23 protein-coding genes are annotated in these 25,723 nt (G+C 69.4%); 10 read left to right on the top strand and 13 right to left on the bottom strand.

The window, feature by feature from the left end:
- The 3 genes from QMK34_RS34445 to QMK34_RS34435 form a co-directional block, all read left to right on the top strand.
- On the top strand, positions 1-658 hold a 658-nt coding region (locus QMK34_RS34445), incomplete at its 5' end, for a lactonase family protein (RefSeq protein WP_326418875.1).
- A gap of 218 nt (positions 659-876) precedes the next feature.
- Positions 877-1,476 (top strand): hypothetical protein, encoded by a 600-nt coding sequence (locus QMK34_RS34440; protein WP_326418874.1) that lies wholly within the window; start codon positions 877-879, stop codon positions 1,474-1,476.
- Positions 1,460-1,921 carry a hypothetical protein gene (locus QMK34_RS34435; protein ID WP_326418873.1) on the top strand — a complete coding sequence of 154 codons (462 nt, stop codon included), beginning with the start codon at positions 1,460-1,462 and terminating at the stop codon, positions 1,919-1,921. The genes QMK34_RS34440 and QMK34_RS34435 overlap by 17 nt, the downstream gene beginning before the upstream one ends.
- 19 nt (positions 1,922-1,940) lie before the next feature.
- Here the strand turns inward: QMK34_RS34435 and thrS are convergent, their stop codons facing one another.
- On the bottom strand, positions 1,941-3,170 hold the full coding sequence (gene thrS / locus QMK34_RS34430; RefSeq protein ID WP_326418872.1) for a threonine--tRNA ligase: 1,230 nt from the start codon (positions 3,168-3,170) through the stop codon (positions 1,941-1,943).
- A gap of 687 nt (positions 3,171-3,857) precedes the next feature.
- Here thrS and QMK34_RS34425 point away from each other — a divergent pair.
- Positions 3,858-4,421 (top strand): hypothetical protein, encoded by a 564-nt coding sequence (locus QMK34_RS34425; protein WP_326418871.1) that lies wholly within the window; start codon positions 3,858-3,860, stop codon positions 4,419-4,421.
- A 120-nt stretch (positions 4,422-4,541) separates the two neighbouring features.
- On the opposite strand, the gene QMK34_RS34420 is transcribed toward QMK34_RS34425, so the two are convergent.
- The 5 genes from QMK34_RS34420 to QMK34_RS34400 form a co-directional block, all read right to left on the bottom strand.
- Positions 4,542-5,291, bottom strand: a complete 750-nt coding sequence (locus QMK34_RS34420) for an HAD family acid phosphatase (RefSeq protein ID WP_326418870.1) — start codon at positions 5,289-5,291, stop codon at positions 4,542-4,544.
- Between the two features lie 107 nt (positions 5,292-5,398).
- On the bottom strand, positions 5,399-6,583 hold the full coding sequence (locus QMK34_RS34415) for a class I SAM-dependent methyltransferase (RefSeq protein ID WP_326418869.1): 1,185 nt from the start codon (positions 6,581-6,583) through the stop codon (positions 5,399-5,401).
- Between the two features lie 62 nt (positions 6,584-6,645).
- Positions 6,646-7,611 carry a class I SAM-dependent methyltransferase gene (locus QMK34_RS34410; RefSeq protein WP_326418868.1) on the bottom strand — a complete coding sequence of 322 codons (966 nt, stop codon included), beginning with the start codon at positions 7,609-7,611 and terminating at the stop codon, positions 6,646-6,648.
- Positions 7,612-7,616: 5 nt separating this feature from the next.
- Entirely contained in the window at positions 7,617-8,396 is a 780-nt protein-coding gene (locus QMK34_RS34405; RefSeq protein WP_326418867.1) for an enoyl-CoA hydratase/isomerase family protein, read from the bottom strand.
- Positions 8,397-8,446: 50 nt separating this feature from the next.
- Entirely contained in the window at positions 8,447-9,259 is an 813-nt protein-coding gene (locus QMK34_RS34400; protein WP_326418866.1) for an ABC transporter ATP-binding protein, read from the bottom strand.
- A gap of 375 nt (positions 9,260-9,634) precedes the next feature.
- Here QMK34_RS34400 and QMK34_RS34395 point away from each other — a divergent pair, with 375 nt between their 5' ends.
- Positions 9,635-10,186 (top strand): cysteine dioxygenase, encoded by a 552-nt coding sequence (locus QMK34_RS34395; RefSeq protein ID WP_326418865.1) that lies wholly within the window; start codon positions 9,635-9,637, stop codon positions 10,184-10,186.
- Positions 10,183-10,578: a rhodanese-like domain-containing protein gene (locus QMK34_RS34390; protein ID WP_326418864.1), complete on the top strand. Its 396-nt coding sequence runs from the start codon at positions 10,183-10,185 to the stop codon at positions 10,576-10,578. Before QMK34_RS34395 ends, QMK34_RS34390 begins: the two co-directional genes overlap by 4 nt.
- 5 nt (positions 10,579-10,583) lie before the next feature.
- Here the strand turns inward: QMK34_RS34390 and QMK34_RS34385 are convergent, their stop codons facing one another.
- Both QMK34_RS34385 and glgP read right to left on the bottom strand, forming a co-directional pair.
- Positions 10,584-11,129, bottom strand: a complete 546-nt coding sequence (locus tag QMK34_RS34385) for a hypothetical protein (RefSeq protein WP_326418863.1) — start codon at positions 11,127-11,129, stop codon at positions 10,584-10,586.
- A gap of 131 nt (positions 11,130-11,260) precedes the next feature.
- Positions 11,261-13,807, bottom strand: coding sequence for an alpha-glucan family phosphorylase (glgP, locus tag QMK34_RS34380; protein WP_326418861.1), 2,547 nt, complete (start codon positions 13,805-13,807; stop codon positions 11,261-11,263).
- A gap of 145 nt (positions 13,808-13,952) precedes the next feature.
- Here glgP and QMK34_RS34375 point away from each other — a divergent pair, with 145 nt between their 5' ends.
- The gene (locus QMK34_RS34375) at positions 13,953-15,419 is read left to right on the top strand and encodes a neutral zinc metallopeptidase (protein WP_326418860.1); all 1,467 of its coding nucleotides are present in this window, start codon (positions 13,953-13,955) and stop codon (positions 15,417-15,419) included.
- A gap of 98 nt (positions 15,420-15,517) precedes the next feature.
- Here QMK34_RS34375 and QMK34_RS34370 read toward each other — a convergent pair whose 3' ends face one another.
- The gene (locus QMK34_RS34370) at positions 15,518-16,501 is read right to left on the bottom strand and encodes a tetratricopeptide repeat protein (RefSeq protein WP_326418859.1); all 984 of its coding nucleotides are present in this window, start codon (positions 16,499-16,501) and stop codon (positions 15,518-15,520) included.
- An 84-nt stretch (positions 16,502-16,585) separates the two neighbouring features.
- On the opposite strand from QMK34_RS34370, the gene QMK34_RS34365 reads away from it, so the two are divergent.
- Complete coding sequence (locus QMK34_RS34365) at positions 16,586-16,981, top strand: hypothetical protein (protein ID WP_326418858.1); 396 nt, start codon at positions 16,586-16,588, stop codon at positions 16,979-16,981.
- An 18-nt stretch (positions 16,982-16,999) separates the two neighbouring features.
- Here the strand turns inward: QMK34_RS34365 and QMK34_RS34360 are convergent, their stop codons facing one another.
- Positions 17,000-17,302 (bottom strand): thiamine-binding protein, encoded by a 303-nt coding sequence (locus tag QMK34_RS34360; RefSeq protein ID WP_326418857.1) that lies wholly within the window; start codon positions 17,300-17,302, stop codon positions 17,000-17,002.
- 89 nt (positions 17,303-17,391) lie between these two features.
- Between QMK34_RS34360 and QMK34_RS34355 the strand changes: the two genes are divergently transcribed.
- Positions 17,392-17,892 (top strand): MarR family winged helix-turn-helix transcriptional regulator, encoded by a 501-nt coding sequence (locus QMK34_RS34355; RefSeq protein WP_326418855.1) that lies wholly within the window; start codon positions 17,392-17,394, stop codon positions 17,890-17,892.
- A 63-nt stretch (positions 17,893-17,955) separates the two neighbouring features.
- On the opposite strand, the gene QMK34_RS34350 is transcribed toward QMK34_RS34355, so the two are convergent.
- From QMK34_RS34350 to QMK34_RS34340, 3 genes are all read right to left on the bottom strand, one after another.
- The gene (locus QMK34_RS34350; RefSeq protein WP_326418854.1) at positions 17,956-18,327 is read right to left on the bottom strand and encodes a DUF3817 domain-containing protein; all 372 of its coding nucleotides are present in this window, start codon (positions 18,325-18,327) and stop codon (positions 17,956-17,958) included.
- A 301-nt stretch (positions 18,328-18,628) separates the two neighbouring features.
- On the bottom strand, positions 18,629-21,022 hold the full coding sequence (locus QMK34_RS34345; protein WP_326418853.1) for a GH92 family glycosyl hydrolase: 2,394 nt from the start codon (positions 21,020-21,022) through the stop codon (positions 18,629-18,631).
- A gap of 101 nt (positions 21,023-21,123) precedes the next feature.
- Positions 21,124-24,342 carry a GH92 family glycosyl hydrolase gene (locus QMK34_RS34340; protein WP_326418852.1) on the bottom strand — a complete coding sequence of 1,073 codons (3,219 nt, stop codon included), beginning with the start codon at positions 24,340-24,342 and terminating at the stop codon, positions 21,124-21,126.
- Between the two features lie 334 nt (positions 24,343-24,676).
- Between QMK34_RS34340 and QMK34_RS34335 the strand changes: the two genes are divergently transcribed.
- Positions 24,677-25,663: a LacI family DNA-binding transcriptional regulator gene (locus QMK34_RS34335; protein WP_326418851.1), complete on the top strand. Its 987-nt coding sequence runs from the start codon at positions 24,677-24,679 to the stop codon at positions 25,661-25,663.
- The last annotated feature ends 60 nt before the right edge of the window (positions 25,664-25,723 follow it).

Genomic DNA, 25,723 nt, shown 5'->3' with positions numbered 1-25,723 from the left:
CGACGAGCGTGGCCTGCTCGTCGGGCGCACGGACCTCGTGCGGCACGAAGGGAGCGGGCCGAATCCGGACCGGCAGGAGGCCGCGCACGTCCACATGGCCGTGGCCGGGCCGGACGGCCTGGTCAGCGCGGTGGATCTGGGCACCGACGAGATCCGCAGCTACCGGCTTTCCGGCGACGGGCGGCTGAGCGCGCTGTCGGTGTCCGCCCTGCCGCCCGGCACCGGCCCGCGTCAGCTGGTCCGCCGCCCCGGCACGGACTTGGCCTACGTCGTCGGCGAGCTGGCGGGCACCCTGCTGACAGTGCGCGAAGGGCCCGCGGGGACCTTCGCCGTCGTCGGCAGCGCACCGGCCACCGCGAGCCCGTCCGGCGAGAACCTGGTGGCACACCTGGAACTCACCGCAGACCGGCTCTACCTTTCGAGCCGTGGCCCCGAGTGTCTGACGGCGTTCGCTTTCGACGGCGACACGGTCCGTCCGCTCGCCGACCACCCCAGCGGCCGGTGGCCCCGCCACTTCGCGCTGACGGGAGACCGTGTGTACATCGCCGCGCAGAGCGACGACGCGGTGGTCTCGTTCAGCCTGTCCGCGCCAGAGCTGGTCACCACTTACCCGATCGGCTCGCCCAGTTGCGTCGTGGTCGCCCCCAAGCGCGCCTAGCGAGTGACGTGTGCTGACTTCCCCTGGGCAGCAACGACTTCCCTGATTCAAACGTCCATTCGGCGTATCTTTGTGCCGCGTCGGCAGGTGGTGGTACCTGTACCGCCACCTGGTGGCAATGAGCGAATTAGTTCACCGCAAGGGTTTCCGGCGCGGCGAGCTGGGGAACACCCAGAGAGGTCGGGGGCGTAGCTCGACAAAGTCCGGAGGAGAGTGCGATGCCCACGTGGCTGGTCATCATCATCGTCATCGCCGCCATCGCGGTGATCGGCGCCGTCATCTGGCTGGTAAGCCAGGAAATGCAACGGAAACGACTGCGGCAGAAGTTCGGCCCGGAATACGACCGGACCATGGAAGAGAACGACAATCCGCGAGCGGCGCAGCGCGAACTCGCCGCGCGGGAGAAGCGTCATGCGGAGCTCGACATCCACCCGCTCTCGGCGTCCGCGCAGGAACGGTACACGCAGCAGTGGGCGTTGATCCAGGAACAGTTCGTGGACCGCCCCGCCGGTTCGGTGGCCGAGGCGGACCGGGTGCTGGTCGCACTGATGGCCGAACGCGGCTACCCGACCGAGGGTTACGACCAGCAGCTGGCGGACCTGTCGGTCCAGCATTCCCAGACGCTGAAGCACTACCGCACGGCACACGACACGATGCGGGACCACGAGCACACGCAAGCGTCCACAGAGGAGCTTCGTGACGCGATGGTTCACTACCGCACGGTTTTCGAGGACCTGCTCACCGACAAGACCGAGAAGACGACGCACAACGGCCGTAACACCTCGAAGGGTGGAGAAGCAGATGCAGCACGGAACTGACGAACAGGGTGGCCGCGGCCTGAGCACGCAGGACCTGCTCGCCGCCGAGCCCGAATCGGAACGCCGTGACGTCGAATTCGGCGAAGCGCGGGCCAGCGAAGAGACCGAAGAGCGGGTCGAACGGGAGCCCGTCGAGCAGGCTCCGGCGGCGTCTTCCGCCCCCGCTGACGACTCCGACGGCGCGCCGCTGTTCGCCGTCGACGACGTGGAGCGGTTCCGTGACGACTGGCAGAACATCCAGATCGCCTTCGTCGACGACCCGCAGCGCGCGGTGCGCGAGGCCGACGAGCTGGTGGCGTCGGTGATCCAGTCGCTGGCCGCGACGTTCGCGGAGCACAAGACCGACCTGGAAGCCCAGTGGGGCCAGGGCGAAGCGGCGACCGAGGACCTCCGGCTGGCGTTGCGTCAGTACCGCTCGTTCTTCAACCAGCTGCTCAGCAACTGACCCACCGGCGCGCCCGTGTTCAGGCGACCGGGCCGCTCGGACTTCGCACCCGACGGCGGACGTCCGCGACGACGTGGTCGACGAACCGGCCGATCCCCATCTGCGCCCGATGGCCGCTCGCGGGGAGGTCCACGTTGACCATCCCGTCGCGTACCTCAGCGTCACCGAGGACCACGAGGTACGGATCGCGGTGCTGGCGCACGGTCCGGATCCGGCGCCCGAGCGAACCGCCGCCGACGATCCGCGCCCGGATCCGCGCACCGAGCAGCCGTTCGAGGAGGTCTTCGGCGGCAGCCTGGTGACGCTGCTCGTCGACGGGCAGGATCGACACCTGGACCGGCGCGAGCCACGGTGGCAACCTGCCCTGGTACAGCTCGATGAGCAGCGCGGTGAGCCGTTCCATCGAGCCCAGCAGGCCACGGTGGATCATCACCGGCCGGTGCCGGGCCCCGTCCTCCCCGGTGTACTCGAGGCCGAACCGCTCGGGCTGGTTGAAGTCGACCTGCACGGTGGACAGGGTCTCCTCCCGGCCCTGGGCGTCGGCCACCTGGACGTCGATCTTCGGCCCGTAGAACGCGGCCTCCCCCTCGGCTTCGACGTAATCCAGCGCCAGCGAACCCAGCGCGGCCCGCAACTGATCCTGCGCGAGCTCCCACTGTTCGTGCCGCCCGAGGTACTGCCCGCCCGGCCCGCGAAGCGAGAGCCGGTAGTACAGCACCTCGACACCGAGAACGCCGTAGCACCGCGCGATCGCTTGCAGGGCAAGGACGACCTCGGCGCTGACCTGTTCCGGCGTGCAGAACGCATGGGCGTCGTCGAGGCTGATCTGCCGCACCCTGCTGAGCCCGCCGAGCACGCCCGAAAGCTCGCTGCGGAACATCGAGCCCAGTTCCGACACCCGGAACGGCAGGTCCCGGTAGCTCCGCCCGCGGGCGGCGTAGACCTGGGTGTGATGCGGGCAGTTGGCCGGGCGGAGCACGAAACTCTCGCCGCCGACCTCGATCTCCGGGAACATGTCCGCGGAGAATTTCCCCCAATGCCCGGAAAGCTCGAACAGCTCCCGTTTGGCCAGCACCGGGGTGTGCACGCGGTGACACCCCGACCGGGCCGCCTCCTCGGCGGCCAGCGACTCCAGCTCGTCGCGGATGATCGCGCCGTCCGGCAGCCACAGCGGCAGCCCGGCGCCCACCAGCGGCGAGGTGGCGAACAGCTCCAGCTCACGGCCGAGCACGCGGTGATCGACGTTCATGACAGGACCTCGACTCTCTCGGCGAGAGGAAGTCACCACCGGCGGACAAGGCCCGAGCCCCGGGGGAATGACTCCCGGGGCTCGCGTTTCGGTCAGCGGTAGCTAGACGATGCGCCGGAAGATGACCGGCGTCGTCGTGACCTGCTGAAGGAACCTCATGACCGCAGAGTAGCGCGCCGCACCAGCCACGGCGACCGGATATCGGCCCCGGGAGGCGGCACGCGGAGGCATCAGGATGTGCCAGGCGGTCCTACCGGGCGTAGTGGTGACAGAACGCCCGGCACATCCTGATCTAGGGCACGCCGGCCGGCTGTCATCCGGCATGCCAAAAGGCTTTCGGAACCGATCCACCTGTGGAGTGGTCTGACTTACCCGGCACCACCCGATCGGAGTAGTTCCGGCGCCAATCCCACGCATCGTGACCATCGCGCAGAGCCGTTTGGCCCCTGACACCTTACTCCTAATTGGTCTATACCAATGAAAACCAGGCAGCGGAGGTTCACTATGCGACTCCCCTCTCCCCGGGCGCGCTTTGGTCGTTTTAGCCGGTTTGCTGGCGCTGACCACGGGGCTCGCGGTCCCCGGCACGGCCACGGCCGTCCGGGCGGCGCACTCGCCGCGGGCGCCCCGCTGCCCGCCGCATCGTATGTGAGCCTGGGCGAATGGCCGACGCCGAGCCTGTCGTCGATGGCGACGAAGGGCAACCTCAAGGGCTTCACGCTCGGCTTCGCGACCTCCTACGGCTGCAAGGCGAGCTGGTTCGGCGCGTACGACCCGCGCACGGGCTGGCAAGCCGACGAGATCGCGAAGATCCGGGCCGCGGGCGGGGACGTCAAGGTCTCCTTCGGCGGCGCGTCCGGGATCGAACTTGCCCAGGCGTGCGGCACCGTGCCCACACTGGCCGCCGAGTACGACGCGGTGGTCAAGGCGTACGGCCTCAAGTACATCGACCTCGGCCTCGAGGGCGCGGCGGTGGCCGACCCGGCGTCGATCACCCGCCGTTCGCAGGCGCTGAAGACCGTTCAGCAGAACAACCCGGGGCTCAAGATCTCGCTGACGCTGCCGGTGCTGCCCAGCGGCCTCGACGCCAACGGGCTGAACGTGCTCAAATCGGCCGGGGTGACCCTGGACATGGTCAACGTGATGGCGATGGACAACTACCAGGGAGCCGGGGACCAGGGCGCGAAAAGGACGAAAGGCCACCCATTCGCCCGTTTCATACCGCCACGACCGTTTCATGCGTGCCCCTGAAGGCCACCATGACAGCGTTAAACGCCGTGAAGGCTCCCATCAGGGCACACGGCAAGCCTGAAGGGGACGCGGCCCTGGGCGCCAACTGGACGACATGACATCAGTTTCCGGAAGCGTGCCTCAGGGGAGGTAGTACATCGGGTTCGGCAGCTTCACGGGGCGCTCCGCGTAGCCGCCTTCGAGGTCGCTGAACTGGTCGCCGAGGTTGAGCACGATGGTCGCGGTCTTGGCGATGTGGGCGCGGGTGCCGGACTTGTACTGCACGGTGTTGCAGGTCAGGCCGCACGGGAGGTAGTCGGGCGCGGTCGTCTTCGGCTTGAAGAACGCGCCTGCCGGGGCCGGGTAGCCCTCGTTCGCCAGGTTCTTCAGCGACTGCGGGCCCTGCAGCTCGTTGCGGCCGGTCAGGAAGTAGACCTTCACGCCGTGCTGCGCGGCCCAGTTCGCCAGCTCCAGCACGGGCTTGTTGGCCGGGAACTCACCCTTGTCGATGGCCGCCTGCTGCTTGACCGGGTCGAAGCCGAAGTCGTTGTCTGCCTCCCAGCCGAAGGTGATCTCGGAGGTGTCGTCGACGTCGAGCACGATCGCCGGGTTCTTCACCTGGTCGGTGAGCCGCTTGCTCAGGTAGCGCTTGGCGTCGGCGACCTGCTTCTGCGAGTCCTTCACGAAGGTGCTCGTGTCGGAGTAGTGGTGCTTGCCGGAGGCGTCGAGGTAGTCGCCGTAGTAGGCCTTGACGTCGTTCTTGACCTGCCCGATGTTGGCCGGTTCCCGCGACTTCGACGCCGCGCCGTCCTGGGTGGCGAGGGCGGTGGCCCCACCGGCGACCGTCGCGCCGATCGCGACCGCGGCGGCGAGTTTGAACAGACCTGACATACGGCTGTTTAGGGACACGAGACTCCTCCAGTGACGGCGACGGACCTTGAAAACCCAGTGTCGCGTGACACTATGCGACGGCCGCCGCCGACTCCAGCCCCAGCTGTTCACCCGGCGTTGGGAATGCGTTCAGCTCGACAGAGGAAGGCGACCGGGGAGCGGCCGATCCGCGTCAGCACGACGCTCGCTTCGGCCCCGCCCCGCGGCTTCAGGCGGCGGCGCAGCGCGTCCGGGTCGATGTCGAGTCCGCGCACCAGGATCTCCAGCCGCCCGACCTCGTGTCGTTTGAGGACGGTCTTCAGGCTTTTCTCGCTGTACGGCCCGTGCTCCAGCACCCGGAACGCCCGCACGCCGGGCGGCGGGGTGTCGCCGGTGAGGTACGCGATCCGCTCGTCGAGCTGCCACAACCCGTGCCGCGCGCCATAGTGACGCACCAGCCCGGCCCGCACCACCGCGCCGTCCGGGTCGACGATCCACTCCCCCGGCTCCCGCGCCGGAAGCTCGTCGGGCTCGGCGTCCGTCACCGTCCACTGTGTACCGTCCGACCGCAGCACCGTCGCCCGCCGGGAGACGCTCGCGCCGAACCCACGCCAGAGACAGGCTTCCCGCACCTGCCCGTCCAGCGAGACGAGCTCGACCTCCTCGGCCCACGGCGTGATCGCGAAGTCCAGCCCTGGCGCGCATTTGATCGACAGCGGACGGCCGGGGTAGGCGCCGACGAGCCCGTCCAGCGGCGGCAGGAAGTCCGCGGGCTTCCACGCCCGCCGCCCCGCCGAGTCACGCCGCGCCGGATCCGCGACGACGACGGTCTCCCGGCTCACCGGCGCCAGCGCGTCTGCCCGCAGCAGCGTGGGCGAAACCCCTGCCTCGGCGGCATTGTGCCGGGCCATCGCGAGCCGGACTTCGTCCACATCGGACCCGAGCGTCCACCGGGCCCGCCGCGCGATCTCGACCAGGTCGGCCCCGATCGAACAGGTCACGTCGTGCACATCACGACCGGCCAGCCGCGACGCCCGGTGCCGCGCGACAGCCGACGCGCTCGCCTGCTGCATCGCATCCCCGGTGAACAGCCAACCGGCGGAGTCGTCCAGTTTGGACACCGATTTCCGGCGCAGCACCAACGTTTCCAGCACAGCCGCCGCATACTCGGCCCCGGCGAGCCGACGCACCGCGGCGACGTCGGCGATATGGGTCGCAGCGGTCAGCGGCAGCGCGGCACACTCGGCGAGCGCCGCGCTGCCCGCGCCGGAGCGCAGGAACGCCACGTCATCGAGTGAAAACCCATAGGACACTGTCTATTTCCACCTTGGACTGGAGATCGCGAACGCGTAGCCAGGCCACGGCTGATCCAGCTTCAGGACGGACGCTTCGTCCCGGTGATCATCACGTTGTAGAACAGCTCACGCGGGATGACCTTGGACAGCAGCTTCTTGTCCAAAGCGGACAGCCGGATCCACAGCCGGTAGGCGAACCAGCGCCAGCGCACCGTCAGCTTCTCCTGCGGCACAGCCGCTTCGAAGGTGCGGATCGGCCAGCCCGCGAGTGCCGCGGCGAACTCCTCGGTGACCGCGCGGACGTCCTGCGCCCCGGCGCGGCGGGCCAGCTGCTCCAGCTCGGACGGGTCGAAGGTGTGGATGTCGACCACGGCCTCCAGGGCCGCCGCGCGCGAGGACTCGTCGAGCTCCTCTTGCGGACGCCGCCAGCCCGACAGCGCGGGCAGCTTCGTCACGTTGGTGGTCAGGAACCAGGTCAGCTGCCCGAGCTTGCGGGCGTAGGTGTCGCCGATCTTCGTCGGCTCACCGGCGAAGACGAACCGGCCGCCCGGCTTGAGCACCCGCAGGATCTCGGCGAACGCCGCCGGGAGGTCCGGGATGTGGTGCAGCACGGCGTGCCCGGTGACCAGGTCGAACGAGTTGTCCGGGTACGGGATGCGCTCGGCATCGGCGACGCGGCCGTCGACGTCGAGGCCGAGGCTCTCGGCGTTGCGCAGCGCGACCTGGACCATGCCGGGCGACAGGTCGGTGACCGAGCCCTTCTTGATCACCCCGCCCTGCATCAGGTTCAGCAGGAAGAACCCGGTGCCACTGCCCAGTTCCATGGCCGTCGGGTACGGCTGGCCGTCGTCACCGGCGACGGCGTTGAACACGTCCGTCGCGTAGGTGATGCAGCGTTCGTCGTAGGAGATGGACCACTTCTCGTCGTAGGTCCCGGCTTCCCAGTCGTGGTAGAGCACGTTCGCGAGCTTCGGGTCCGCCCAGGCCGCCTGGACCTGTTCCGCCGACGCGTGCGGGTTCGGGGCCGGGTCGTTCGTTTCGGTCAAGGTGCTCACTTCCCCTCGAAGGTGGCCTTGCCGGGCCCGTTCTCGATGAACGACTTCATGCCGTTGGCCTGGTCCTTGGTCGCCCACAGGGCGGTGAACAGGGTGGTTTCGAGCTTGAGCCCGGTCGCCAGGTCGACGTCGAGGCCGCCGTCGATCGCGGCCTTCGCGGCCTTGAGCGCCACGGCGGGACCGTTCGCGAACTGCGAGGCCCAGGTGAGGGCCGCCGCGTAGACGTCGTCCGGCGCCACGACCTCGTCGAGGATGCCCAGCGCGAGCGCTTCTTCGGCCTTGACGAACCGGCCGGTGTAGATGAGGTCCTTGGCCTTGCTCGGGCCGATCAGCCGCGCGAGCCGCTGCGTGCCGCCCGCGCCGGGGATGATGCCGAGCCCGATCTCGGGCTGGCCGACCTTGACGTTGTCACCGGCGATGCGGCGATCCGCGGTCAGCGCGAGCTCGAGGCCGCCGCCGAGGGCGTAGCCGGTGATCGCGGCGACGGTCGGCTTCGGGATCGCGGCCAGCGAAGCCAGGGACGCGCTCAGCGCGGCGCCGAACTTGGCCATCTCCACGTAGGACTTGGCGGCCATCTCCTTGATGTCCGCGCCGCCCGCGAAGGTCTTCTGGCCGCCGTAGAGGATCACCGCGCGCACGTCGTCACGCTCGGAAGCCTCCCTCGCGGCCTCGGCGAGCTCGGCCTGCACCTGGTTGTTCAGTGCGTTGACCGGCGGCCGGTCGAGGCGGATCGTGCCGACCCCGGCCTCCACTTCGAGGCTTACGAACTCTCCCACGCCATCCTCCTGATCGAGCTTGCCGAAAGGCTACCGGCTGGTAGGACAGGCTACCGCCGACGGGCGAAGAAGCGATCACCCGATCGTTGGAGCAGGAGATCCTGGTCGAAGGTCTTCGACAGGTTCTCGCTGGTCACGACGTCGCCCACCAGCCCGGACACGACGGCGCGGCCTTCGCGCAGCAGCAGCGCGTGGGTGAAGCCGGGCGGGATCTCCTCGACGTGGTGGGTCACCAGCACCATCGCCGGGGCCTCCGGGTCGAGCGCGAGCGTGGACAGGCGGGCGACCAGGTCCTCGCGGCCGCCGAGATCGAGCCCGGCGGCGGGTTCGTCGAGCAGCAGCATCTCGGGGTCGGTCATCAGCGAGCGGGCGATCAGCGCGCGCTTGCGCTCGCCCTCGGACAGCGTGCCGAAGGTGCGCTCGGCCAGGTGCGCCATGCCGATCGTGCCCAGCAGCTCGTCGGCGCGCTCGGTGTCGAGCTTGTCGTAGGCCTCGCGCCAACGGCCGACGACCGCGTACCCGGCGCTGACGACGACGTCGCGCACGAGCTCGTCACCCGGGACGCGCTGGGCGATCGCGGCGGAGGTGAAGCCGATCCGCGGGCGCAGGTCGAAGATGTTGACCCGGCCGATCCGGTCGCCGAGCAGGTCCACCGTGCCGGTCGTCGGGTGCAGCTCGGCGGCCGCGAGGCGCAGCAGCGTCGTCTTGCCGGCGCCGTTGGGGCCGAGCACCACCCATCGCTCGTCGAGTTCGACGTTCCAGTCGAGACCGGTGAGGAGGTCGTTGCCACCGCGGCGGACCCCCACATCGGTCATCTTCACCACGAGGTCGTCAAGTTCGCTGGGCAGGATCGGCTCACTCACGCGCCCATTGTGTCCGGGCGCGGGCGAGCGCCTGCAACGGGCCGCCGGTCACCCGCGAACCGCCTGGTCGGGCGGTCTTGCCCGGCACTGCCCATGGGCTGGGACGGGTCGCCAATCGTAACGGTGTTGTGGCACTCTCGAAGATGTGATCGAGACCGTGTCCGCCGCCTTCCCCGTCCTCGGGGGCTCTTTCTGGCGACGCCGCACGATCGATCTGCTCCTCGTCGCCTCGTGCGGGTGTACCGGCACGCGACACGTCTAGAGAGCTGCCCTCTCCCGGCTGCTCCCGTGTCGCGCCGTGCCCATCTCCCGCACCCGGCGTCACCCTTCACGAGGAGCAGTACGTTGATCCTTTCGAACACCAGGACACTCTCCATGACCAGGCCCCTTTCCAGCACCAGCCAGGACATCGAGATCCACCCGCGGCTGACCGACCCGCTGCTGGGCGACCTGCTGCACCCGGACCGCCTGCTGTGGACGCCGCGTGAGCTGACCGACCTGACCGCGACCGTCACCACCGAGCTGACCGGGAGCCTGCGCGGCCTGCTGCGGTTCGACGAGGACCGGCGCTGGTGGGCACGCCTCGCGCTGACCGGCGGCGTCGAGCTGTGGTTGCTGTCGTGGCTGCCAGGCCAGCAGACGAAACCCCACGACCACGGCGGCGCGTCCGGCTCGTTCGCCGTGGTGCAGGGCGAGCTCGACGAGGAGTACCGCTACCCCGGCGGCCCCGTCCGCCGTCGCAGGCACACCGCGGGCGACGGCATCGGCTTCGGCGCGGGCCGCGCGCACCAGATGACCGGCGCCGGGACGGCGCCCGCCGCCAGCGTGCACGCGTACTCGCCGCCGCTGGTCGCGACCCGCGAGTACGCCAGTCTCGCCGAAGTGCCGGCCGAGATCCCGCCGCTTCCGGCCATACTGAGCCGATGAGCGCGATCGACGAGTACCTGGCGGCCGCGCGTTCCGGACTGGAGCGCGCGGAACCGGCGCAAGCCCTGCGGCTGCAGGAGCAGGGCGCGCTGATCGTCGACATCCGGCCGCACGTCAACCGGCTCGAGGAGGGCGAGATCCCCGGCGCCGTCCCGATCGAGCGGATCCACCTCGAGTGGCGGCTCGACCCCGGCAGCGAGTGGCGGCTGCCGCAGGTCGACCCGGACCTCACCGTGGTGGTCGTGTGCAACGAGGGCTACGCCTCCAGCCTCGCCGCCGCGGACCTACAGCGGCTCGGCCTGCCCAAGGCCACGGACCTCGCCGGTGGCTTCCGCGCCTGGGCCGCGGCGGGGCTGCCGACGCAGGCCGGTGGAAGTCCCGCGCATCCCTGACTGGCCTACGCAGGTTCGAACCGGCTTTGCCACGCACGAGACCTTTGCGCGCCGACCGCCATTCCAGCCGACAACCCAGCCGACAACCCCGGCGGCCGCACGTCGGCGTTCAGCCACGCCGTCGCCAGCGCCAAGTCCTCGGCGGACAGCACGCACTCCTGTTCCTTTCCGAGGCTCTCACGCAGCGTGGCGAGAAAGCCGTAGAACAGCCGGGTGCAGGTCGGCCCGGACATTCCCTTGCGCTTGGCCCCGCCGAGCCGGTCGAGGCGGTGGATGATCCCGCCGTCGTGCGCGGCCGTCCCGGCGCCGAGATTGTAGGCGGTCCACACGATCTCGGGCAGGCGAAGGTCGGCCATCGAGTCGAGCACGTTCTTCAGGCGCAGCACGACGATGGCCCGCACCTCCGCCGGGGTCTCGTCTTCGGCCACGCGCCAGATCCGGCGTAGCTCGACGCCGAGGGCCTCATGCAGGTGATCCTGTCTCAGTCCCGCGCCCGCGTGGATGTACTGCACCCGATCATCCGGCCTGACCGGCCCGTTCGCCCGCGCCATGGTGGTCTCTTTCCCGTCATCGTCAGCAAATGATGATAGGGGAACAAAGCGTTTCCGGCTCCTTTTCCGCTTTGATCAGACCAGTTTGCGGCTTTCCGGCAGCATTTTGTCAACTCTTTGTCGGTAATGGGTCAAGCCAGGACGACTCGGGCGAGTTCGGCGGGGGTGGCGAGGAGGTCGTGCTTCGGCAGGACGCGGACGGTGTAGCCGAGCGAGCCCGCGTGCGGGAGGCGGACGGTCGCGGTGAACGCGCCGATGCCGTCGCCGGTCATCGGGACGGTGACCGGTTCCAGCAGTTCGTCACCGTCGCCGACCTTGCCGACCACGGTCTGGATGTGCACCTCGCCGAGGTCCAGCCCGGCGAGGTCGATGCGCGCCCGCACGGTCACCTCGGTGCCCACCACCAGCTGCTCCTGCGCTTCGTAGAGCAGCTCGGAGTCGAAGATCCGCACCCGCGGCCACGCGACCTCGAGTTTCGTCCGGTAGTCCGCCAGCGACAGCGCACCGCGGTAGCCGTCGCCGGTCGCGGCCGCGACCATCTTCGACGCCGGGACGTACCCGGATTCGACGTACTCCCGCACCATCCTGGCCGCCTGCACCCGCGGCCCGAGCGTCTCGAGGGTGTGCCACACCATCGACAGCCAGCCGCCGGGCACCCCGGCCTCGTCCCGGTCGTAGAACAGCGGCGCGATCTGCTGGCCAAGCAGGTCGTACAGGGCCGCGGCCTCCAGGTCGTCGCGGCGCAGCGGATCGGTGATGCCGTCTGCGGTCGGGATCGCCCAGCCGTTGCTGCCGTCGTACATCTCGTCCCACCAGCCGTCGCGGATGGACAGGTTGAGCCCGCCGTTGAGCGCCGACTTCATCCCGGACGTCCCGCAGGCCTCCAAGGGCCGCACCGGCGTGTTCAGCCAGATGTCGCAGCCGCGGTAGAGGTAACGCGCCATCGACATGTCGTAGTCCGGCAGGAAGACGATCCGGCGGCGCACCTCGGGGTCGTCGACGAACCGCACGATCTGCTGGATCAGCGCCTTGCCGCCCTCGTCGGCCGGATGCGACTTCCCGGCGACGACCAGCTGGATCGGCCGTTTCTTGTCGGTCAGCAGCGCGCGCAGCCGGTCCGGGTCGCGCAGCATGAGCGTCAGCCGCTTGTACGTCGGCACGCGCCGCGCGAAACCAACCGTCAGCACGTCCGGGTCGAACACGGTGTCGGTCCAGCCGAGTTCCAGCGCGGACGCCCCGCGCTGCAGCCAGGCCGCGCGCACCCGGCGGCGCACCTCGTTGACCAGCTTCTCCCGCAGCTCGCGCCGCAGCGCCCACAACTGCTCGTCGCTGACGCCGTCGCGCAGCGGGCGGCCGCCGCGGTCGCCGTCATCCAGGCCCCATTCCTCGTGGTCACGGCCCAGCAGCGCGCTCAGCTCGCGGGCGACCCAGGTCGGCCCGTGGACGCCGTTGGTGACCGACGAGACCGGCACCTCGGCCTCGTCGAAACCCGGCCAGAGCCGCGAGAACATCCGCCGCGACACCCGGCCGTGCAGCTGGGAAACGCCGTTGGCGCGCTGGGCGAGCCGCAGGCCCATGTGGGCCATGTTGAACAGCCCGGGGTTGTCCTCCGCGCCGAGCTGCAGCACGCGACGCGGGTCGACGTCGGGCACCAGCCGCCCGTCGGTGAAATAGCGCTGCACGAGGTCGACGGGGAACCGGTCGATCCCCGCGCTGACCGGCGTGTGCGTGGTGAACAGCGTGCCCGCGCGGACGGCGGGCAGTGCCTCTTCGAAAGCGAGGCCGTCCGCCTGGATGATCTCGCGCGCCCGCTCCAGCCCCAGGAAGCCCGCGTGTCCCTCGTTGGTGTGAAAAACTTTCGGCTGCGGATGGCCGGTCAGCTCGCAGTACTTCCGCACGGCGCGGAACCCGCCGATCCCGGCGAGGATCTCCTGGCGGATGCGATGGTCGGCGTCGCCGCCGTAGAGCCGGTCGGTCACCTCCCGCAGGTCCTCGTCGTTGGCGTCGGTCTCGGTGTCGAGCAGCAGCAGCGGGATCCGGCCGACGTTCGCCTTCCAGATCTGCGCGCGCAACTCGCGCCCGCCCGGCATGGCGACCTCGACGAACACCGGCTTTCCGCCCTCGGACACCAACTCCAGCGGGAACGCGTTGGGGTCGATCACCGGGTAGTGCTCGACCTGCCAGCCGTCGAGCGAAAGCGTCTGGCGGAAGTAGCCGGACCGGTACAGCAGGCCGACGCCGACCATCGGCACGCCGAGGTCCGACGCGGCCTTGAGGTGATCACCGGCGAGCACGCCCAAGCCACCGGAGTAGTTCGGCAGCGCCTCGGTCACGCCGAACTCCATCGAGAAGTACGCGACGGCGGGCGGCAGGCCGTCGGTGTCCTGACGCTGGTACCAGCGCGGCTCGCTCAGATAGCGGTCGAGATCGGCGATGGCGAGCCGGGCGCGCTCGAGGAACTCGGCGTCCACGGCGAGCTCTTCGAGCCGCGCGGGCGGCAGCGCGGTGAGCATGCGCAGCGGGTCGCGGACCTGGTTGAACAGCTCGGCGTCCATCGACGCGAACAGGTCCCGCGTCGGCGGGTGCCAGGTCCAGCGCAGGTTGGTGGCGAGCGCGCCGAGGCCGGAGAGCGGCTCCGGCAGGCTCGCGCGGACGGTGAACCGGCGGACTGCTCTCATGGTCAGCGACCATATCGGGCCGCGGGCGACAACGCTCGCACGCCACTTCGGGGATAACGTGCACACCGCGCATAAGCCCTGAGTAGGGTCCCTGCTGCCGACAGTTGTCCGGCTCCGTCGGGGCCCTGATGCGAAGCGAGTGAACATGTTCCAAGGGGGAGGCCGGGGCTTTCACCGTCCGGCTCTGGTCGCGATCCTTGCCGTGGTGGCCCTCGGGCTGAGCGCGTGCGGTGGCGGCAAGAGCAGCAGCGCGGGCGGCTCGTCCGCGGCCTTGCCGGGCGCGGGCAACGTCGCCGGGCTGCCGATCACGCACTTCGAGAGCGGCCTCAAGCCCGACGCGCCGAAGCCGAATCTGGACGTCAAGAACGCCGACGGCGGCGAGGACGACACACTCGCGACGGCGGCGATCGAGGACGTCCAGAAGTACTGGTCCGAGACGCTGCCCGCGAACTTCGACGGCGAACGGTTCGAGCCGGTCAAGTCGCTGCTGTCCTACGACTCGAACACCGATACCGAGACGACGGCCTGCGGCAGCGTCAAGAAGCTCGTCAACGCCTTCTACTGCCCGCCGGACGACTCGGTGGCGTGGGACCGCGGCGTCCTGCTGCCGATGCTGCGTGAGCGCTTCGGCCCGATGTCCGTGGTGACCGTGCTCGCGCACGAGTTCGGCCACGCGATCCAGTACCGCCTCGGCGACAAGGCCGGCATCACCAAGAGCACCCCGACCGTGGTCAAGGAACAGCAGGCCGACTGCTTCGCGGGCGGCTACTTCCGCTGGGTGGCGGAGGACAAGAGCAAGTTCTACCGCGTGTCGACGGCCGAGGGCCTCAACGGCGTGCTCGGCGCGATGTTCTTCATCCGCGACCAGGCTGGCAACTCCGCGACCGCGCAGGGCGCCCACGGCACGGCGTTCGACCGCACGTACGCCTTCCAGGCCGGGTTCGAAAAGGGCCCGAAGGAATGCGCGGCGATGAACACCGAGAACGTCAAGGCCCGCATCACCGAGCGCCCGTTCGACAAGGGCGACAAGGGCAAGGGCGACGCGAAATTCACCCAGACCAACGTGGACCTGCTCAAGAAGAGCCTCGACGAGGCCTTCAAGGGCGCCGGCGTGGCCGCACCCGAGATCGTCAACGGTGGCGGCACCTGCTCCGGCGGCGCGAGCACCCCGCCCGCCTCGTACTGCGCGAACGACAACACGGTCAACATCGACCTCGCCAAGCTGACCGAACTGGCCCAGCCCTTCGACCGCGAAGCCGAGGCCAGCGGCAACAACTCGACCAGCATGGGCGACTTCGCGGCCTTCTCCGAGGTGGCGTCGCGGTACGCACTGGCCATCCAGAAGGGCGTCGGCGCTTCACTCGACAACCCGAACGCGGGCCTGCGCACGTCCTGCCTGGTCGGCGCGTGGGCCGCGTTCACCAACCGCCCCGGCACGCTGCGCCTCTCGGCGGGCGACCTCGACGAGGCGATCGCCGACCTCCTGCTCCCGGAGAGCCTGGTCTCGGCCGACGTCAACGGCAAGCGCGCGGACAGCGGCTTCGACCGCGTCCAGTCCCTGCGCAAGGGCTACCTGGAAGGCTCGACGGTCTGCTCGAAGGACTACGCCTGACCCGCTCCCCCCCAGTCCCTCGGGTGTCATGAAAGGGTCTTTCAGGGCAAAAATTGCCCTGAAAGACCCTTTCATGACACTTCGGGGAGCGTTGGCGCTCAGTAGAGCGCGCCTGCCAGATTCCGCCGCGCCTTGGAGACGCGCTCGTCGGCCGGGTCGAAGAGCTCGAAGAGCGCGACCAGGTGCTCGCGAACGCGGTTCCGGTCCTCGCCCGCCGTGCGGCGCACGGTGTCGACGAGCCGGGCGAAGCCCTCTTCGACCCGCTGCTCGGCGATTTCGAGGTCGGCGGCCGCGAGCTGGGCGTCGAGGTCGCCCGGTGCCGCGTCGGCCTTGGCCACCGCGTCGGGGGCGACCGCTTCGGCGCGGGCGGTGAACTTGACCTGGGACAGTGCCGTCTTGGCGAGCTCGTTCGCCGGTTCGACGTCCAGGATGCGCTCGTAGGCGGCCTGCGCGCCCGCGAAGTCGCCGCTCTCGAAAGCTTCCTCGGCCTCGACGAAGCGGGGGTCCTCCGGCTCCTCGACCGGGCCGCCGTTCGCCTCCTCGGCCGCCCTGATGCCGGGGAGCTTGTCCCGCAGCGCGTCGAGCAGTGAGCTCAGCCACTTGCGGATCTCGGGCTCGGGCAGCGCGCCGGAGAACGCGTCCACCGGCTGGCCGCCGCCGACCGCGACGATGGTGGGGATGGACTGGACCCCGAACAGCTGCGAGATCCGGGGGTTGGCGTCGACGTCGACCTTCGCCAGCACCCAGGCGCCGTTGGCCTCGGCCGCGAGGCGCTCCAGCACCGGGCTGAGCTGCTTGCACGGCCCGCACCACTCGGCCCAGAGGTCGATCACGACCAGCTGTTCGAGCGAGCGCTCGACGACGTCGGTCTGGAAAGTGGCTTCGGTGACGTCGAACACCGCGCCCGCCGGGGCCGGGGCGCCGCCACCGTCACCGGGCGGGCCGGTGACGCCTGCCGGCGGGGGCGGGGGCTGTGTGCGTGCCGCGTCGGCACGGGCCTTGAGCGCGGAGAGATCGACCGCGCCGGAGAGTGCGGCGGACATGGCCGCTGACTTCGCTGCTGATCCGCGTGGGTGTGTCACGCTTCCATCCTGGCACGCATCCGCGAGCGTTTCACCGCAGGTGCCCGTCGCGTCCGCTCAGCAGGAAACAAGGGGTGATCATCGGTGCTGCCCCGCAGGAGGGCGACCGTGCTCGTCGCGGTCGTGGCCGCGCTGGCGTGGGTGGTGTCCGTGACGGCGATGATCGCCCACCAGCCGAGCCCCGGGGTGCCGTCGGCGGAGGTCCTCCGCCAGGACCTGACGGCCGCCCTGTCCGCGCACGACGCGAGCGCGCTGGAAAACCTGCTCGACTACCCGCCGGGGCAGGCAAGCGACTTCGCCGCTTCGTACGTCAAGACGCTCGAGACCGCGGGAGCCCACGACCTGGCCGTCACTCTGAGCCCCGGCACCGCGACGGTCTCCGGCGTGCTCCGCGACGGGACACGCTTCACGTACCCCGTCGCGGTGAGCGAGAAGGACGGCCTGTGGACGGTCACCTTCGCCCCGCCCCTGCCCGGCTGACCAGCTTGCGGAGCGGACCTACCCCTCCAGATGCTTTTCGATCCGCTCGACCTTCGCGGTCAGCTGGCCCTCGTCGTAACCGGGCCGGATGTCGGCCTTGAGCACCAGCCCGACCCGCGACGAGCCATCGCCCGCGGCCTCCACGGCCCGCTTGACGACGTCCATCACCTCGTCCCAGGACCCCTCGACGTTGGTGAACATGGCGTTGGTCGAGTTCGGCAGCCCCGAGTCGCGCACCACGCGGACCGCGCGGGACACCGCCTCGCTGACGCCGCCCTCGTCATCCGCGCCCGACGGGCTCACGCTGAACGCCACAATCATGTCCTGCTCCTCTCCATCGCGGGAATTCCCGCACCCGATAGCCGCGTCCGGTGACGCCGACCGGGTACTCGCTGGTAACTTCGACCTCCATGAGCCGTCCGTTGCCGTTCGACCCCATCGCCCGCGCGGCGCAGCTGTGGGAAGCCCGGATCGGGCCGTCCGACACCATGGCGGCGGTGACCGGGGTCATGCGAGTGCAACAGATCATCCAGTCTGCCGTGGACGGCGCGCTCAAACCACACGGCCTGACGTTCGCCCGGTACGAGGCACTGGTCCTGCTGACCTTCGCCCGCAGCGCCAGCCTGCCGATGCGGGTGATGGGCGAGCGGCTCCAGCTGCACCCGACGAGCGTCACGAACATCGTCGACAGGCTGGAGAAGGACGGGCTGGTCAAGCGCGTCCCCCATCCCACCGACCGGCGCACGACGCTGGTGGAGATCACCGATCAGGGGCGCACGCGGCGCGAGGGGGCCACCGAGGCCGTCACCGCCATCGACTTCGGCCTCACCGGGCTGACCGACCGCCAGACCGAGCAGCTCACCGATCTGCTGACCAAGGTCCGCAAGGCCGCGGGCGACTTCACCGAATAACCCCGGACACGAAAAAGGCCCCCACGACGAACTCGTGGGGGCCTTTCTCAAGTCTTGGAACCGTCAGACGCCCGCGGGCTCCGGGGTGCGGACCTCGAACAGGCCGACACCGCCGTGGGTCAGCCGGTGCGGGCCATCGAGCTTGCCGTTGCGCAGGGCCCACTTCTCGAACAGCCAGGTGAACAGCGGCGGGATGCTGGACAGCAGCGCGAGCACCACGGTCTTCGGGCGCCAGCCGAGCGGCTTCGCCACGGACAGGGAGATCACCAGGTAGAGGGTGAAGACGACGCCGTGCACCATGCCGAGGACGGGAACGCCGCCCTGGCCGGAGGACTCGACGACGTACTTGAAGAACATCCCGATCAGCAGACCGGCCCAGGACAGGGCTTCGGCTACCGCGGCCACGCGGAACACTAAAGCGGCCTTGCTCGACACGACTTCCTCCTGTGGGGTCTCACCACTGTGTAGTACCTACCTTGCCGCACACATGCTGTCGTACACATAAAAGGACGCCCGACATGCACTGTCCAAGACGGACTGTCTGGGACGTTCAACAACATTGTCGGACGTTGTGAGACCAGTGTGCTGCGTGACGGCCCTCACCGGAACACCGGGGTCCGTGATGATCCTCACGATGGACGGTCCACTGTGGTCTGAGCCACCCGAAACGCCCGAGAAGGCCGCTTCCGTTTCAAATACTGGGAAGCGGCCTTCACGGACAGTCGTTACACGAGCACTAACCGGCGCAAGGAGACGGCGGAGCCGACTCCGGAGATGTGGCCCAAGTCGCACTGGCGGCGTCGGCGGTGAGCCGGAAGTCCAGCGTCGCGCCCCTTGTCAGCTGTTCGACGCCGACGTAGACCCGGTCACTGGACCGTCCGTCCACCTTCAACCCCTGGACGTACTGGAGCGTCGACGGGTCCGCACCGGACGCCTTGATCGTGATGTCCCGGCCGTTCTCCAGGTGCAGGACGGACTTCGCGAACCGCGGCGCGTTGAGCACGAACTGGCCGGTGCCCGGCACCGCCGGGTACAGCCCCAGCGCGCTGAACACGTACCAGGCCGACATCGTGCCGAGGTCGTCGTTCCCGGTCACGCCGTTGGGCGCGTTGGTGAACAGGGTGTGCGCCGCCCGGACCACCGCGGAGGTCTTCGACGGCTGCCCGGTGAGCGCGTACATCCACGGCGAGTGCAGGTCGGGCTCGTTGTTCGGGTTGTACCGGAACTGGTTGTAGTAGCTGTACGGCCCGACGACCCAGTCCTCGCGGACGGTCTTCGCCGGGTCCTTGAGCAGCGCGTCGTAGGCGAAGAAGTCGTCCAGCCGCTTGCCGGTGGCTTCCTTCCCGCCCATCCGCTGCGTCATGGCGGGGATGTCCTGCTGGGTCAGCCACTGGTACTGCCACGAGGTGCCCTCGTGGAAGCCGTCCTGACTCTCCGGGCTGTACGGCTTGTCCGCCGGGGTGAACCAGTCGCCACCGGCGACCTTCGGCCGGTAGAAGCCGTTGAAGCCGCGGTCGGTCAGCGAGGAGTCCCACAGCGTGCTCGTCCCGCGGGACTTGTCGGCCAGCGCTTTCGCGTCGGCCTTCTTGCCCAGCGCGGCCGCCATGATCGAGAGCGAGCAGTCGCCGAGGGCGTACTCCAGCGTCGCGGACGCGCCGTGGTTCGGGTCGGTGTCCTGGCCCTTCTTCGGGAAGTTCGGGTCGTACTGGACGAACCCGTCCTGCTGGTAGCTCACGTTGCCCGAGCGGCCCTGGAAGGGCGAAGCGGCGGGTGGCACCTCACGCGAGTTCTGCAGAAGTGCCTGGTACGCCTGGACTTCCGAGCCCTTGAGCGCGCCGAAGCGCCAGAGGTCCACCAGGAACGGGGTGACCGGGTCGCCGGTCATCGTGTTCGTCTCCTGGTTGGCGTAGGCCCAGCGGGGCAGCCAGCCGCCCTGGTCGTGAATGGCGAGCAGGGTCTTCGCGATGTCCTTGGCCCGGTCGGGCCGCAGCAACGCGAGGAGCTGGTTCTGCGTGCGATAGGTGTCCCACAGCGAGAAGAACTCGTAGTAGGTCCAGCCGATGGCTCGATGGATCTTGTTGTCGAAGCCGCGGTAGCGCCCGTCGGCGTCGTTTCCGGTCAGCGGCTGGAGCAGCGCGTGGTAGAGCGAGGTGTAGAACACCGTGCGGTCGTCGTTCGCCGCGCCCTTGATGTCCACAGAGGACAGTTCTTGGCGCCACGTGCGCTGCGCGGCGTCACGGACCTTGTCGAACGGCTTGACCCGCTCCGCCGCGAGGTTGCCGCGAGCGCCCTGAGCGTCCACATGGGAGATCGCGGTGGTCGAAGTCACCGGCCCGCCGCCGAAAGTGAGCCAGGCGCCACGCAGGCCCGCTCCACCGGCGGAGTCCTTCGCGCCGGGCGTGCCGCCGGTGGGCGACCACGTGCCGAAGGACTTGAACGGCTTGTCGAACGTCGTGGTGAAATACGTCGTGTAGGCCTTGCCGCCGCAGAACGCCTGCGACTCGACACTGCCCTCGACGGTCCGGTCGCCGACGACCCGGACACTGCTGCCGGTCACCGGCTCCTTGTCGTTGGCCTGCCCGACGTTGACGAACACGTTGGCGTCGCCGGACTTCGCGAAGGTGTACCGCTCGACACCGGTGCGGGTGGTGGCGGTGGTTTCGGCGTCGATGCCGCCGTAGCCGGTGAGCCGCACCTTGTAGTAGCCGGGCTTCCCGACCTCGCCGTCGTGCGTGAACGGCGCGGCATAACGCTTCTGGTCGAACGTGTCGGCCTTGGTGGTGTCGAACGCCGCGCCAGGGCCGATCGCGCCGGTGGTCGGCAGCGTCGAAACGAGCCCGCCCTGCTCCCAGCACCCGGCGCCGGAGAGGAAGAAGTGCCCGAAGCCGCGAATCGCGGTGTCGTCGTAGCGATACCCGGCGTAGTGCGAGGTGATCGGGCTGACCTGCGTCATCCCGAACGGCGCCGACGCGCCGGGAAAGGTGTTGCCGTCGTCCTTGGTGCCGATGAACGTGTTCACCGCGTCCACGGGATCGCCGCCGGGGCGTGCCTCGGCGACGCCCGGCACCACCCCGGTGGCCACGACGGCGACGGCAAGCGCCCCCGCCGCGAATCTGCTGCTGCTCTTCATTGAGCCTCTCTCTTCCTTTCTGACTGCCCCTGAAGGCCACCTTCACCGCGTTTTACGCCGTGAAGGTGGCCTTCAGGGGCAATTGCGACTTGCGACCGAGGTCAGCCCGCGGCGATGGCGAACACGTGCAGAGCCCCTCCCGCGACGGACGACGGGAGCGTGACGCTGGCGACGGTCTTACCCGCGGTGAGCGAGATCGGCGCGGAGGCGAAGACCATCGTGCGGATCTGCTGCGGGTCACCGCCCGAGGCGTTGCGGTACGGGGTGGACAGTGCGATCTTGTTGCCGAACGACGGCTGTGCGCCGCCGCCGCCGAGAGTCCAGTCCGAGAAGCCGAGGGTGGCCGTGGACTTGGTGCCGTCGGTGTAGGTGATCGTCAAGGTGCCCGAGGCGGAGCCGTTCGACGCCGAGCCGAGCATCGCGAGCCGCCCGGTGCCGGAGACGTTGACGGTCTGCCCGGCCGCGATGACGTTGTCCGGCTCACCCGCCGGGAACGACGGCCACGTGTACTTGAGCCCGTCGACAGTCACCGTGCCGCCCGCCGCCGCACCGGCCGCCGCGAGCGCGTCGGCCGAGTAGCTCCAGCCACCGCCGTCGAAGTTGGCCGCGGAAGGCTTGGCGTCCGGGGAAATCCCCGGGTTGTTCACCGTGGCGAGCCAGCTGCCCGGCTGCGCGACGAGCACGGTCAGGACGGCCTGCGTGCTCGCCAGCCCGGCCGAGGAGAACGTCACCGGGATCCGGCGCGGGCCGTCGGCCGTGCCGGGCGGCACGGTCACCGTGATGTCCGCGGCGGCCTTGCCAGCCGAGGGCACCGCGACGGTTCCCGAAGCGGGCGAGACCGTGATCCCGTCCACGCCGGTGGCCGTCCAGTTCCAGCTGTGCGCGGTGCCGGAGAGGTCCTGCACGCCCACCGAGGCCTTCGACGTCGACCCCGCCGGAGCGACGACGCGGGCCGGGTCCACAAAGGACAGGCTGGGCTTTTCCCCGTCGCGGAAGGACGGCGGGGTGTCGGCGGCCGCGCTGCCCCAGGTCGTCGGGGTGGCCGAGAGCGAGTAGTCGAGCGTGGCGCCCGCCGAGATCAGCGACTCCGGCAGCCACGGGCGCGACGAGTCCGTGCCGTTGACCTTCAGCCCGGCCACGTACTCACCGGAACCGTTGCCGTTGATGGTGATCTTCTTGCCCGCGCCCGTAGTCAGCACGGCCTTGGGGAACAGCGGCGAGTTGAGCACCATCTCGGCGCGGCCCGGGATCTCCGGGTACATGCCGAGCGCCGCCCAGACGTACCAGGACGACATCTGCCCGAGGTCGTCGTTGCCGACCAGGCCCTCCGGGCGCGGGTTGTACAGCTCGGTCATCGAGCGCCGCACGATCGACTGCGTCTTGGCGGGCGAGCCCGCGTAGGCGTAGACCCAGGGCGCGTTGGCGTTCGGTTCGTTGCCCATGAAGGCGTACGGCTCCGCGGTGCCAGCGTTCAGCTTTGTGAAGAACGTGTCCAATCGGGACTCGACGGCCTTGTTGCCACCGAACGCGGTGACCAGCCCGCCCAGGTCGTAGGGCACCATCCAGTCGTACTGCGCGCCGTTGCCCTCGACCCAGCCCTGCGAGCTGGCGGGGTCGTACGTCCCGGCGAAAGCGCCGTCCGCGCCGCGCGGCTGCAGGTGGCCCGAACCCGGGTTGTAGAGGTTCTGCCAGTTCTGGGCCCGCTTCATGAACGTCTGGTACGTCGCGCCGTCACCGAGGCGCTTGGCGAACTGCGCGATCGAGAAGTCCGCGCTGGTGTATTCGAGGGTGTCCGCTCCCGCGCCCGGCACGTAACCGAGCTTCTGGTAGTCCTCGCCGCCGGGGCGTTCGGTGTAGCCCTGGGTCGGCTGAGTGGCGCCCTTGATCATCAGCAGCAGCGCCTTGCTCGCGTCGAAGTCCCTGGCACCGAAGGCATACGCGGTCGACACGATGATGTGGTACGGGTCGCCGTTCATCACGCCGGTGTAGTCGTTGCCCACCGTCCAGCGGTCCCACGAACCGCCCTGCTCGGCGTAGGCCATCATCGACCGGACGATGTCCGAGGTCTCCTTCGGCGCGATCGTCGCGAGCAGCTGGGTCTCCGAACGGTAGATGTCCCAGCCGGAGAAGTTGGTGTACATCGCGTGGCCCTTGTCGGCCTGGTGGATCCGCCCGTCGAAGCCGGGATACTGACCGTCCACATCGGAGAAGACGTTCGGCTGGATCAGCGAGTGGTACAGCGCGGTGTAGAAGGTCGAGCGGTCGGCGTCCGAGCCGCCCTGCACGGCGATCTGGTTGAATTTGTCGTTCCACGCCTTACGCGACGCGGCGGCGACGGCCTCGAAGGACTTCTTGGTGTTCTCCGCCTTCAGGTTCGCCTTCGCCCCATCGATGGACACAAAGGACAGTCCGACCTGGACGTTCACCTGCGCACCGGCAAGGTTGTCGAACGTGACGTACCCGCCACTGCCCGGACCGCTGACCGTGGTGTCCTGCGGCTTGATCGACTCAGAGCGCGAGATGGACGCCTTGTCGCCATTAGGCTTCACCACCTTGGCGAGCGCGCCACCGGTTTCGGCGGCCTTGTTCGGGGTCACCGCGCCGTTCTTCCACGTCCCGATCGAGGCGAACGCGGTGTCGAACTTGGCGGTGAAGTAGACGCGGTAGCTGTTGGCCGCGCCGCAGAACCGGCCGCTGGTCGCCCAGCCGCTGATGCTGTCCTTGCCGATCGTGATCGACGCGTCGTCGGTGCCCATCACCGAGCCGGAGGTGTTGACCAGCAGCGTCGACGCCGCGCCCGCCGGGTAAGTGAAGCGGCCGGAGCCGGTGCGGGCGGTCGTCGCGAGCTCGACCTTTGCGCCGCTGTCGAGGGTGACGTCGTACTTGCCCGCCGTCGCGTGCTCGTTCGCGTGGGAGAACTTCGAGGTGTAGCGGCCGGGGTCGGTCGCGGGCGAGGTGGTGACCTCGCCGACGTACGGGATGAACGGGATGTCCTCATAGGTCGAGCAGCCCGCGCCCGAAAGGTGCGTCAGGCTGAAACCCTTCAACGCGGTGTCGTCGTAGAAATAACCGCCGTGCTGGGCCTTCACCGTGTCGGGGCTCCACTGCACCATGCCGAACGGCGAGACCGCGCCGGGGAACGTGTTCCCCGCGCCGCCGCCGGTGCCGTGGTCCTGGCCGCCCGGCCGGGTGCCGACGAACGGATTGACCCACTGGGCCAGATCCTGCTGGGCGGCCGCGGCGGCCGGGACCGCCACCGCCGGAACGAACGAGGTGACCACGGCCGCGGCTAGTATCGCCAGGCCGGCTCTCAAGCGCATTCGCGCCATCGCCTTCGCCTCTCCAGTTGGGGGCGCGGGAGGCTGTCAGGAACGAGTGGTGACAACCTTGTCGCGCGCTGTGCCAATGCCGGTCACCTTGGGCAACGGATCACGAGATCGTCAAGGGTCCGGTCAGAGCTTGTCCTGTTCCAGACAGCCAGCTCATCCATCCGTACCAAGGTGCGTACCGGCAGAAGAAGGCCGGATCGACGAGCGGCATTGACACGGACGGGGGTAGTGGCGTGTAATTCGCGCCACTATGACAACGTTGTCTTCCGGAAGCCACGGGAGTGGCCAGGGCAGCGGCCAGCGCACCGCCGGCCGCAGGGCCACCATGAGTGACGTGGCCCGCCTCGCGGGTGTCAGCATCAAGACCGTTTCGCGCGTCGTGAACGACGAGCCCGCGGTCCACCCCGACACCGCCGAGCGGGTCATGGCGGCGATCGAGCAGCTCGGTTTCCGCCGCAACCTCGGCGCGCGCAACCTCCGGCGCGGATCGACCACCGGCACCATCGGGCTCATCGTCGAGGACGTGGGCAACCCCTTCTACTCCGAGCTCAACCGGGCCGTGGAGAAGATCGCGACCTCGTTCGGCCGCCAAGTGCTCACCGGCTCCTCGGAGGAGAACTCCGACCGCGAACGCGAGCTGGTGCTGGAGTTCTGCGCCCGCCGGGTGGACGGCATCCTCGTCGTCCCGGCCGGGATGCAGCACGGCTACCTCGTGCCCGAGATGCGCGCGGGCACGCCGGTGGTGTTCCTCGACCGGCCCGCGGGCGACATCGTCGCCGACACCGTGCTCGTCGACAACCTCGGCGGGACCATCGAAGCGGTCATCCACCTGGCGAAACACGGGCACCGACGGATCGCGTTCCTCGCCGACAGCCCCGAGATCTACACCGCCGGGGAGCGGCTGCGCGGGTTCCGCGAGGGCTGCGTCCGCGCCGGGATCTCCTACGACGAACGCCTGGTCGTGATGCGGACCCCCACGCCGGAGAACGTCGGCGAGGCCGTCCGCACCCTGCTCACCGGCCCCGGCGCCGCGACGGCCGTGGTCGCCGGGAACAACCGGGTCGCGGTGCACCTGCTGCGCGCACTCGCGCACGCCGAGAAACGCCCGGCGATGATCAGCTTCGACGACTTCGAGCTGGCGGACCTGCTGGATCCGCCGGTCAGCGTGATCGCGCACGACGTCAGCGCGCTCGGCCACGCGGCGGCGGAACTGCTGTTCGCCCGTGTCCAGGGAGATCAATCCACACCGAGAAAGGTAGTTCTGCCCGTGCAGCTCGTAGCCCGCGGTTCCGGCGAGGTCGCCCCGTCATGAGCAACTGTGTTTTCCCTCGCGCGATCGCGAACCCGTCTACCGACCGCGACTTTTCGACTG

The organism is Amycolatopsis sp. H20-H5 (assembly GCF_035828755.1).
In the GTDB taxonomy this organism is placed as follows: Bacteria; Actinomycetota; Actinomycetes; order Mycobacteriales; family Pseudonocardiaceae; genus Amycolatopsis.
The sequence above is the reverse complement of the archived record's forward strand: the minus strand, read 5'-3'. Positions and strand labels throughout refer to the sequence as shown.

Coding starts and splice junctions, on each gene's coding strand:
- QMK34_RS34420 (WP_326418870.1), bottom strand. CDS start 5,291: ATGTCAGGTCTGTTCAAACTCGCCGCCGCGGTCGCGATCGGCGCGACG.
- QMK34_RS34395 (WP_326418865.1), top strand. CDS start 9,635: ATGACCAGGCCCCTTTCCAGCACCAGCCAGGACATCGAGATCCACCCG.
- QMK34_RS34440 (WP_326418874.1), top strand. CDS start 877: ATGCCCACGTGGCTGGTCATCATCATCGTCATCGCCGCCATCGCGGTG.
- QMK34_RS34390 (WP_326418864.1), top strand. CDS start 10,183: ATGAGCGCGATCGACGAGTACCTGGCGGCCGCGCGTTCCGGACTGGAG.
- QMK34_RS34375 (WP_326418860.1), top strand. CDS start 13,953: ATGTTCCAAGGGGGAGGCCGGGGCTTTCACCGTCCGGCTCTGGTCGCG.
- thrS (WP_326418872.1), bottom strand. CDS start 3,170: ATGAACGTCGATCACCGCGTGCTCGGCCGTGAGCTGGAGCTGTTCGCC.
- QMK34_RS34425 (WP_326418871.1), top strand. CDS start 3,858: ATGGCGACGAAGGGCAACCTCAAGGGCTTCACGCTCGGCTTCGCGACC.
- glgP (WP_326418861.1), bottom strand. CDS start 13,807: ATGAGAGCAGTCCGCCGGTTCACCGTCCGCGCGAGCCTGCCGGAGCCG.
- QMK34_RS34385 (WP_326418863.1), bottom strand. CDS start 11,129: ATGGCGCGGGCGAACGGGCCGGTCAGGCCGGATGATCGGGTGCAGTAC.
- QMK34_RS34340 (WP_326418852.1), bottom strand. CDS start 24,342: ATGCGCTTGAGAGCCGGCCTGGCGATACTAGCCGCGGCCGTGGTCACC.
- QMK34_RS34355 (WP_326418855.1), top strand. CDS start 17,392: ATGAGCCGTCCGTTGCCGTTCGACCCCATCGCCCGCGCGGCGCAGCTG.
- QMK34_RS34345 (WP_326418853.1), bottom strand. CDS start 21,022: ATGAAGAGCAGCAGCAGATTCGCGGCGGGGGCGCTTGCCGTCGCCGTC.
- QMK34_RS34360 (WP_326418857.1), bottom strand. CDS start 17,302: ATGATTGTGGCGTTCAGCGTGAGCCCGTCGGGCGCGGATGACGAGGGC.
- QMK34_RS34335 (WP_326418851.1), top strand. CDS start 24,677: ATGAGTGACGTGGCCCGCCTCGCGGGTGTCAGCATCAAGACCGTTTCG.
- QMK34_RS34435 (WP_326418873.1), top strand. CDS start 1,460: ATGCAGCACGGAACTGACGAACAGGGTGGCCGCGGCCTGAGCACGCAG.